At 65.3% G+C, this 8,400-nt stretch carries 10 protein-coding genes; 8 read left to right on the top strand and 2 right to left on the bottom strand.

The features are described 5' to 3' along the window. Positions 1-231 precede the first annotated feature (231 nt). Both Q8R73_RS12920 and Q8R73_RS12915 read left to right on the top strand, forming a co-directional pair. Positions 232-354 (top strand): hypothetical protein, encoded by a 123-nt coding sequence (locus tag Q8R73_RS12920; protein WP_305719936.1) that lies wholly within the window; start codon positions 232-234, stop codon positions 352-354. A 76-nt stretch (positions 355-430) separates the two neighbouring features. Next, positions 431-1,594: a PQQ-dependent sugar dehydrogenase gene (locus Q8R73_RS12915; RefSeq protein ID WP_305719935.1), complete on the top strand. Its 1,164-nt coding sequence runs from the start codon at positions 431-433 to the stop codon at positions 1,592-1,594. Between the two features lie 120 nt (positions 1,595-1,714). Here the strand turns inward: Q8R73_RS12915 and Q8R73_RS12910 are convergent, their stop codons facing one another. After that, the gene (locus Q8R73_RS12910) at positions 1,715-2,590 is read right to left on the bottom strand and encodes a 4Fe-4S dicluster domain-containing protein (RefSeq protein ID WP_305719934.1); all 876 of its coding nucleotides are present in this window, start codon (positions 2,588-2,590) and stop codon (positions 1,715-1,717) included. Between the two features lie 323 nt (positions 2,591-2,913). Then, entirely contained in the window at positions 2,914-3,264 is a 351-nt protein-coding gene (locus Q8R73_RS12905) for a DMT family protein (protein WP_305719933.1), read from the bottom strand. Positions 3,265-3,469: 205 nt separating this feature from the next. Here Q8R73_RS12905 and Q8R73_RS12900 point away from each other — a divergent pair, with 205 nt between their 5' ends. The 6 genes from Q8R73_RS12900 (at position 3,470) to Q8R73_RS12870 (ending at position 8,227) form a co-directional block, all read left to right on the top strand. Next, positions 3,470-4,285 carry a PAS-domain containing protein gene (locus tag Q8R73_RS12900; protein WP_305719932.1) on the top strand — a complete coding sequence of 272 codons (816 nt, stop codon included), beginning with the start codon at positions 3,470-3,472 and terminating at the stop codon, positions 4,283-4,285. A gap of 124 nt (positions 4,286-4,409) precedes the next feature. Beyond that, the gene (locus Q8R73_RS12895) at positions 4,410-4,862 is read left to right on the top strand and encodes a GNAT family N-acetyltransferase (protein ID WP_305719931.1); all 453 of its coding nucleotides are present in this window, start codon (positions 4,410-4,412) and stop codon (positions 4,860-4,862) included. Positions 4,863-5,095: 233 nt separating this feature from the next. Beyond that, entirely contained in the window at positions 5,096-6,061 is a 966-nt protein-coding gene (locus Q8R73_RS12890; RefSeq protein ID WP_305719930.1) for a 1-acyl-sn-glycerol-3-phosphate acyltransferase, read from the top strand. Then, positions 5,956-6,894 (top strand): aldo/keto reductase, encoded by a 939-nt coding sequence (locus Q8R73_RS12885; RefSeq protein ID WP_305719929.1) that lies wholly within the window; start codon positions 5,956-5,958, stop codon positions 6,892-6,894. The genes Q8R73_RS12890 and Q8R73_RS12885 overlap by 106 nt, the downstream gene beginning before the upstream one ends. Positions 6,895-7,307: 413 nt before the next feature. After that, on the top strand, positions 7,308-7,586 hold the full coding sequence (locus Q8R73_RS12875) for a hypothetical protein (RefSeq protein ID WP_305719927.1): 279 nt from the start codon (positions 7,308-7,310) through the stop codon (positions 7,584-7,586). Next, complete coding sequence (locus Q8R73_RS12870; RefSeq protein ID WP_305719926.1) at positions 7,583-8,227, top strand: nitroreductase family protein; 645 nt, start codon at positions 7,583-7,585, stop codon at positions 8,225-8,227. The genes Q8R73_RS12875 and Q8R73_RS12870 overlap by 4 nt, the downstream gene beginning before the upstream one ends. Positions 8,228-8,400 lie beyond the last annotated feature (173 nt).

Raw genomic sequence — 8,400 nt, 5'->3', positions numbered from 1 at the left:
ATGACGACCCTGTTGACCGCCTTTTTGACCTTTGGCCCAGAATAGCGGGCATAACCCGGCCTTTTGCCGCCTTTTCGCCATTTTCGTCGTCGGAACCGCCGCAATCTTGCCAGCGGTTGGTGCGAAGCTGTCCAATCGAGCGGGGATGATTCGCCCGCATATCAAGGGATTTCGACCATGATCCGGTCGTCCGGCGGGTTAGGCTCTGATGGCCGCTCCGCGCCAGTAGCTTTGTCGAGACTGACCCATGTCGTCGCCGGCCGCCTGGCCATCGGCGGGCTTTCGCTGTGCCTGATCGTCGCCCTCACGGTGCTGTCGATCGAGGTCGTCCTGGCAATGCCCATTCCGGCGTAACACCGAAACCCCGGTGCGGGTTACGGGCTTCCAGCACCTCAACTGCCAGCGATGATGCCATCGCGATCGGGTCATCATGAACAAGACACCTATGGTCCTCGTGACGACCTCGCTGACGGTCGCGACCGTTCTGACGGCGACGTTTCTGATCGTCACCACCACCCGGGGAGAAAATACCTCGTTCGCGTCGTCGGCGGGGCAGCTCGACGTCCAGACCGTCGCCAGCGGCCTGGCCAATCCATGGGCGCTGGCGTTCCTGCCCGACGGCCGGATGCTGGTGACCGAGCGCGCCGGCCGCATGCGAATCGTCACGCTGGCGGGACAGGTTTCGCCGCCGCTGAAGGGCGTGCCGGAAGTGTGGGCCTCCGGCCAGGGCGGATTGCTCGACGTCGTCACCGACACGGGTTTCGCCCAGAACCGGACCATCTATTTCTGCTACGCCGAGCGCACCGCCGGCGGCGGCCGCACCGCCGTGGCGCGCGCCAGACTGAACGACGGCGGCGGCCGGCTCGACGACGTCAAGGTCATCTTCCGGCAGGAGGGACCGCTGTCGTCGGGCAATCATTATGGCTGCCGCATCGCGCAGGCCGGCGACAGCAACCTGTTCGTCACGCTGGGCGATCATTACAGCGCCCGCGACGAGGCGCAAAATCTCGGCAATCATATCGGCAAGCTGATCCGGATCACGCCCGACGGCACGGCGCCGGCGGACAACCCCTTCGTCGGCCGCGACGGCGCGAAGCCGGAAATCTGGAGCTACGGCCAGCGCAACCAGCAGGGCCTCGCGATCAATCCGGCCACCGGCGATCTCTGGGAAAGCGAGCACGGCCCGCGCGGCGGCGACGAGATCAACCTCATCGGCAAGGGCAAGAACTACGGCTGGCCGGCGATCGGCTACGGCATCGATTACAGCGGAGCGAAGATTCACGAAGGCGCCGCCAAAGACGGCATGGAGCCGCCATTAAAGTACTGGGTGCCGTCGATCGCCCCGTCCGGCCTGGCGTTCTATTCCGCAAAACTGTTTCCGAAATGGACCGGCAGCCTGTTCACCGGCGCGCTGTCGGGCAGGATGGTGGTGCGGCTGCAGCTCGACGGCACCACCGTGACGTCGGAGGAACGCCTGCTGCCCAACCTCAACGAACGCATCCGCGACGTGCGGCAGGGCCCGGACGGCGCGCTGTGGCTGCTGACCGACAGTTCGGCGGGCCGGATCCTGCGGGTGTCGCCGTCGGCGAAATGAGGCGGCTGGTCGACTTCGACCTCATGCATGTCTTGCGGGTAATGGCTGGTCGCTATTATCTCCATGATCGAGGCAAAGCCTCGTCAGCCGCTATCGGGCCGTCACGCGGGGTTGCTCCAGCTACGCTGCATTTGCGGGATCTTCGCGTTCCGCCCGGCGCTTCAGCTTTGCCGCCAGATTCAAGCCGATCCCGGGCCGGCTAAAGGGGCACGCCGCGATGCAGATGGCGCATCCATGCGTCTGGTTGAAGAAGGGCAAGCAACGGTCGAAGTCGACGTACCATTTCTCGACGCCCCGGACCATTTGCTTGACGGGACCGATCGCCTCCGGCGGACATGCGTTCTCGCAAATCCTGCAATTCACGCAGAACGAGTCGACATCGAGGACCAGCGGCGGGGTGGTCAAGAACGGCGCGTCGGTCAAGACAGCCGAAATCCGGAAGGATGAACCGAACTCGGCGTTGATCAGCGAGCCGTGCTTGCCAAGTTGACCGAAGCCGCAGGCGATGGCCGGCGGAATCATCATGACTTTCGTTGTCATGGGTCCCGTCAACGGCTCGGCCTCCCAACCTTGCCCGCGCAACCACGCAGCGACGGACTTTGCAGCGGCCGCGGCGCGCCCATACTGCCGGACCACTTCCGCGCCGGCGGTAGCTTCCGGCGCGGTCGCGATCTGTTCGTAGTCATGGGCGAAGCCCAGCATGATGATGTTCTTCTGCGGCGCGTGCTGGCCCTCGTAGACCCATGCCGGATCCATCTCGGCGACGCCCCACATATCGAAGCCGCCCGCCGCCGCACGTTCGGCCATGGCATCGTTCCAATCCTGCGGTCGATGCTCCACCGGCGGACCTGTGACGTCGGGCATCGGGCTGGCCAGCAGCTTCGCCCGCTCTTCGCGGGCGCGGGAAAGATGCGGATTGCCTGGATCAACCTGGTAGAACCACCGCTGCATCGCCCCGTGTGCGATCTTGTCGGGGTCAGGCGCCCAGTACACCATGCTCGGCCGGCGCGGTGTCGTCTCGCCAAGTCCATTGATGGTATTGCCCGAGATCGCGGGCTTCAGCGCAAGTTGGGCAGGGTCAGGTATGAACGGCCGGTGGCGGTGGGACATGCGAGAGTCCTGCGTCTTCTGATCCGTGGACACGACCTTTTAGCATGGCCCGAGCATGTGGCCAGTTACTCTCGTCGGGCAAACCGGTGCATCACGGTTCACGCGCACCGAAACACCGGTCGGCGCCGTCCGCAAAGGCGCTCCTGGCGCCGCACCCGACATCATGTGCGAAACGGTGGGCACGCTTCATTTCGCCTGCCTCTGCAGTCTCACCATTTGTGAAAAATGAAGAACGCCCCGGCGGCGATCAGCGCGAAGCCCAGTCCGTGGTTCCAGCCCAGCGGCTCCTTCAGGTACAGCACCGAAAAGGCCGCGAACACGACCAGCGTGATCACTTCCTGGATGGTCTTGAGCTGGGCCGCCGAGTAGACCTCGCTGCCCCAGCGATTGGCCGGCACCGCGAGCCAGTATTCGAAGAACGCGATGCCCCAGCTCACCAGCACTACGGTGGGCAGCCAGCTCTCCTTGAATTTGAGATGACCGTACCAGGCAAAGGTCATGAAGACATTGGAGGCGAACAACATCAGGATCGGCAAGACAGCTGGCGAAATGGTGGGCATCGATGTCCTTTCGAAATGTCCGAGAGCCAACACATCCGTGCGGAGCCCGATTCAAGGACAATCGAATATCATTTGATTCAAGCCTCCGGAAATCCGTCTTGACCGGATCAACCGCATTTTAGGCATGGAACGGAGAATTCCCCCGCTGTTGCAACCATGCGTCATGCTGCGGCCATTACCCTCGTGGCAACGAGAGCGAACGAACATGCAGTTCGACTGGCGCGCACTTTCCGGTCCGGCTCTGACGACGGCGACGGCGTTGATCGCCTTCGTCGTCGACCGAACCCTGGTTGCCGTGCCCAATCCCGCGCCGCTGTTCGTCTGCATCGTCGCTTTCGCGGCCTCGCTCTCCGGCACCGCCTCCGGGCTGACCAGCGCCGTCATTGCCGTGGTCTCCTCGGCGCTGTTTTTCCTCAACCATCGCGCCACGCCCGGCTACGACCTGTCGGACCTGGCCCGCATGGTGCTGCTGGCGCTCACCGCGGCCGGCACCGCCATCATCACCGGCCACCTGCGCCGGAAATGGATCGAAGCCTTTGCGTCGCAGCGCCGGCACCATGCCACCGCGGAGCGGCTGAGGGCGGCGCTGGACCAGGTCGACATCGGCATCGTGCTGCTCGATGCCGACACCCGCGCCGAGTTCATCAACCGCGCCTTCCGCCATTATTTTTCGTTGCCCGACGAAAAGGCCGACTCCCGGCCGCCCTTCATCGCGCTGATGTATCATGGCCGCGATACCGGCACCTTCGAACTGCCGGAGGACGAGTTGAGCCACTTCATCGCCGGGCGCACCGAGATGATGCGGTCGGGCGATTCGACGCCGATCAACATCAAGCTCAGGGACGGAGAGGTCCTGCGCTTCAGTTGCACCGCCCTGCCCGATGGCGGACGCATGCTGAGCTACACGCCGGTGACCGACCTGGTCCGCCATACCGACGATCCCGCCGGCGCGGAATACTACCGGTCAATGCGCGGCGGCGGTATCCGCCTTCTCGCCCCGCACCTGCGCGCCGCGGAATAGCAGCGTCGCGCGGCTTGGGCGGCGAATGCAATTGATCCAGCCCTGTGGTGTCTCTATTGAAAGGACAGGTATCATCGCGGAGCGCGCGTTGCGCGTCGCTCCGATCACGGGTGCAAGATCAGGAATGTCCGACCAACTGACTGTCCGCTCCGTCGCCCGGCAGGACTATGACCGCTGGCTTCCCCTGTGGGACGGCTACAATGCGTTTTACGACCGATCGGGGGCGACTGCGCTGGCACCCGAAATCACCGCGATGACGTGGTCGCGATTCTTCGATGCCTATGAGCCGGTGCATGCTCTTGTCGCCGAGAGCGGCGGGCAATTGCTCGGTCTCACGCACTATCTGTTTCACCGCAGCACCATTGCGATCGGGCCGAACTGCTATCTGCAGGATCTGTTCACGGTCGAGTCCGCGCGCGGCAAAGGGGTGGGCCGGGCCCTGATCGATGGCGTCTGCGAACGCGCGAAGCTGGCGGGGGTGCCGCGGATCTACTGGCTGACGCACCAGACCAACGTCACCGCGATGCAGCTCTACGCCGAGCAGCCCGGATTTGTGGTCTACCGCAAACCGTGCTGACCGGTTTTCGAACCCCGCCTGTGGATAAGTCCTGTGTCATGGCCGCGTAACAAAGCCCCGCTAGGTTCCGCCTGCGTCTGATCAAGGCCCCCCGTCACGGATCATTCGCCCCAGCGGTCCCCGTCAGTCGCCGCGTCTGACCGGGGCCGCATTTTTTTGTGCTGTCGCGTGTTGCGTTGCGTATCGCCCGCCAGTGCCCTCGCTCGAACACACACGCTCGAACAACCGTCCCGATGATCCGCGCCTCGTCGATCCTGCTGGCCTTCGCCGCCCTCACGCTGGTGCTGCTGCCGTTCCAGCTCGCCGGCATGGTCTTCGGCCTGCGGCTGCAGCGCAGCCTCCCGCACTGGTACCATCGCCTACTCTGCGCGCTGATCGGCGTGCGGATTCGCGAGATCGGCGCGCGATCGGCTGCCAGCCCGGCGCTGATCCTGTCGAACCATGTCTCCTGGCTCGACATCTGCGTCATATCTGCGCTCTCCCCGGTCGTGTTCGTCGCCAAGCGCGAGGTCGCGGGCTGGCCGCTGTTCGGCTGGCTGGCCCGGTTGCAGCGAACCATTTTCATCGACCGGCAGGCCCGGCATCGGACCGGCGCGGCGAGCCGGGAAATCGCCGGCCGGCTGCTCGAAGGCGACGCGGTGGTGCTGTTCGCCGAGGGCACGTCGAGCGACGGCAACCGCGTGCTGCCGTTCCGCTCGTCGCTGGTCGGCGCGGTGCATCACGCCCTCGGCAATTCCACGCAGCATACCCTCGTCAATGTGCAGCCGATGTCGCTGGCCTATGTCGGCCTCAGCGGCGTGCCGCTGAGCCGCGGCCTGCGCCAGCGGGTGGCCTGGTACGGCGACGCCGAACTGGTCCCGCATCTGCTTGCCGTGCTGGCGTCGGGCGCCGTCGACGTCACCGTGAGCTGGGGTGCGGCGACCGCCTACGACATGAGCGCCGATCGCAAGGCGATCACGCGCGACGCGGAACGATCGGTGCGGCGCATGACCGCGGCGGCCCTTCGCGGCGCAGCATCGGCGCACCTTGCCGGGCAGGTGCCCGCGGGCCACAATGCGGTCCCGCCTCATGCTCCACCCCACAGGATCGATCCATGCAAATTCGCAACCTCGGCGGCTCCGGCCTGCGCGTTTCCGCCGTCGGCCTCGGCTGCAACAATTTCGGCCAGCGCACCGACCTGGAAACCTCGCGCAAGGTGATCCACAAGGCGATCGACCTCGGCATCACGCTGTTCGATACCGCCGACATCTATGCCGGGATGGGCGGCTCGGAGACCGTGCTGGGCGAAGTGCTCGGCGACCGCCGCAAGGACATCGTGCTGGCGACCAAATACTCCAAGCCCATGAGCAATGATGGCACCAAGCAGGGCGCCTCGCGGCGCTATATCATGTCCGCGGTCGAGGCCAGCCTGAAGCGGCTGAAGACCGACTACATCGATCTCTACCAGCAGCACGATTACGATCCGCTGACGCCGATCGAGGAGACCCTGCGGGCGCTGGACGATCTGGTGCGGCAGGGCAAGGTGCGCTACCTCGGCAATTCGAATTTTCCGGCCTGGCGCATCGCCGAGGCCGAATACGTCGCCCGGCAGATGGGCGTCAACCGCTTCGTGTCGTGCCAGGACGAATACAGCCTGGTGATGCGCGACATCGAGAAGGACCTGCTGCCGGCGGCGCAGGAATACAAGCTCGGGCTGCTGCCGTTCTTCCCGCTGGCCAGCGGTCTGCTGACCGGCAAATATCAGCGTGGCGCGGCCGCTCCGGCCGACACCCGCTTCGGCAAGGCTCCCGCCATGCGCGACCGCTACGTCACGCCGCGCAACGAGGACATCGTCGAGAAGCTGCAGGCCTTTGTGCAGAAGCGCGGCCATACCATGCTGGAACTGGCATTCTCCTGGCTGGCGTCGCGCCCGCAGGTCGCAAGCGTGATCGCCGGCGCCACCCGCGTCGAGCAGATCGAGCAGAACGTCAAGGCGATCGCCTGGACGCTGAGCGCCGAGGAGATCGCGGAAATCGACGCGATCACGAAGTGAGTTGCGGTCGTCATTACGGGGCGTCCGAAGGACGAACCCGGAATCTCGAGATTCAAGGTTCGCATCTTCGATGCGCCCCGGAATGACCAGGCGTCATACCCTTTGCTATAAAGCCTGGCACAGAACGGCCCGTGCATGACAGATCGGCTACAGACCCCCACTCCCGCCTCGCGCCGCCTCGCCTGCGCCGGTTGCGGCACGGAATTTTCCTGCAGCCTGTCGGGACCGTGCTGGTGCAGTGAGGAGACCTACCGCCTGCCGATGCCATCAGATGGCGGCGATTGCCTGTGCCCGGATTGCCTGCGGAAAATCGCCCGCAGCAGCCGGCCGGCTTGATCCAGAGCAAGACCCCGACGCCGCATTGGCGCTTGAATAATCTCGTGTTCGCATGCGCGCGGAGCGGGAGGTTCATCATGTTCGTGGTCCGGCTCAAACGGCCCAACGAGGATTTCGATTTCAAGGCGTTCGCCTCGGGCGACGCCGCGCTTGCCCGCTTCAGGACCGCCCAGCAGATGATGATCGACGGCGAGGTCGAGCAATGCGCGTTGTTCGAGGCGCGGGCAACCGACGCCGCCGGCGCGATCGCCATGATCAACGAGGGCAGTGCCGCGCTGATCGAGTCCAATCTGGACTCCGATGCCCCGGTGCCTGCCCCCGCACCGACGACGCACGACAGGAGATCGTCACGATGAATACCCTGACCAAGCTGGCGCTCGGCGCGATGGGGCGGTTGCGGCCCAAACCGGCGCAAGGCAATGCCGTGCCGAAGATCGCGCTGCCCGCCCCGGACAAGATCGGCGGCATGCCGCTGATGGAGTCGATTGCAAAACGGCGATCGGGGCGCGAGTTCTCGCGCACAGAATTGCCGCTACCGATGCTCTCCAGCCTGCTGTGGGCCGCCAACGGCGTCAACCGCCCGGATGGCGGCCGCACGGCGCCCTCGGCGATGCATGCGCAGGAGATCGACATCTATGTCGCGCTGCCCTCCGGCGCCTATCTGTACGACGCCGCCGCCCACGAACTGCAACTGGTCGCGGGCAGCGACCTGCGACGGGTGACCGGCTATCAGGACTTCGTCGACGAGGCGCCGCTCGACCTCGTCTACGTCGCCGACCACGGCCGCATGATGCTGGTGCCGGTTGCCAGCCGCGAGAGTTTTGCGTCCGCCGCCGCCGGCGCGATCGCGCAGAACGTCTATCTGTTCGCCGCGGGCAACGGGCTTTCCGCCGTGATCCGCGCCTGGATCGACCGCGACGCCATCGCCAATGCGCTGGGACTCGGCCACGACCAGCAGGTGCTGCTGTCGCAGACCGTGGGTTTCCCGAAGGGGTGAGCGGCGGCCGTGACGTTCGTTTGACCGCAGCCGGCTGCGTTTACTGGATCATCCGCCTTCGCGCATGATGACGCCGACGCGTCACCTCACCACCGACGCGGTCTGCCCGAACAGGATCCTGCGCTCTTCCTCGGTGCGGTTCACCGGCTGGCCGAAATTCGGATTGATCTCCT

The sequence above is a fragment of the Bradyrhizobium sp. genome, assembly GCF_030697065.1.
Taxonomy (GTDB): Bacteria; Pseudomonadota; Alphaproteobacteria; order Rhizobiales; family Xanthobacteraceae; genus Bradyrhizobium.
This window is presented reverse-complemented; position numbering and strand designations above follow the sequence as displayed.

Bases quoted from the DNA above. Each gene is read 5' to 3' on its own strand.
- Q8R73_RS12890 (WP_305719930.1), top strand. From the start codon at position 5,096: ATGATCCGCGCCTCGTCGATCCTGCTGGCCTTCGCCGCCCTCACGCTG.
- Q8R73_RS12875 (WP_305719927.1), top strand. From the start codon at position 7,308: ATGTTCGTGGTCCGGCTCAAACGGCCCAACGAGGATTTCGATTTCAAG.
- Q8R73_RS12895 (WP_305719931.1), top strand. From the start codon at position 4,410: ATGTCCGACCAACTGACTGTCCGCTCCGTCGCCCGGCAGGACTATGAC.
- Q8R73_RS12915 (WP_305719935.1), top strand. From the start codon at position 431: ATGAACAAGACACCTATGGTCCTCGTGACGACCTCGCTGACGGTCGCG.
- Q8R73_RS12910 (WP_305719934.1), bottom strand. From the start codon at position 2,590: ATGGTGTACTGGGCGCCTGACCCCGACAAGATCGCACACGGGGCGATG.
- Q8R73_RS12870 (WP_305719926.1), top strand. From the start codon at position 7,583: ATGAATACCCTGACCAAGCTGGCGCTCGGCGCGATGGGGCGGTTGCGG.
- Q8R73_RS12905 (WP_305719933.1), bottom strand. From the start codon at position 3,264: ATGCCCACCATTTCGCCAGCTGTCTTGCCGATCCTGATGTTGTTCGCC.
- Q8R73_RS12885 (WP_305719929.1), top strand. From the start codon at position 5,956: ATGCAAATTCGCAACCTCGGCGGCTCCGGCCTGCGCGTTTCCGCCGTC.
- Q8R73_RS12900 (WP_305719932.1), top strand. From the start codon at position 3,470: ATGCAGTTCGACTGGCGCGCACTTTCCGGTCCGGCTCTGACGACGGCG.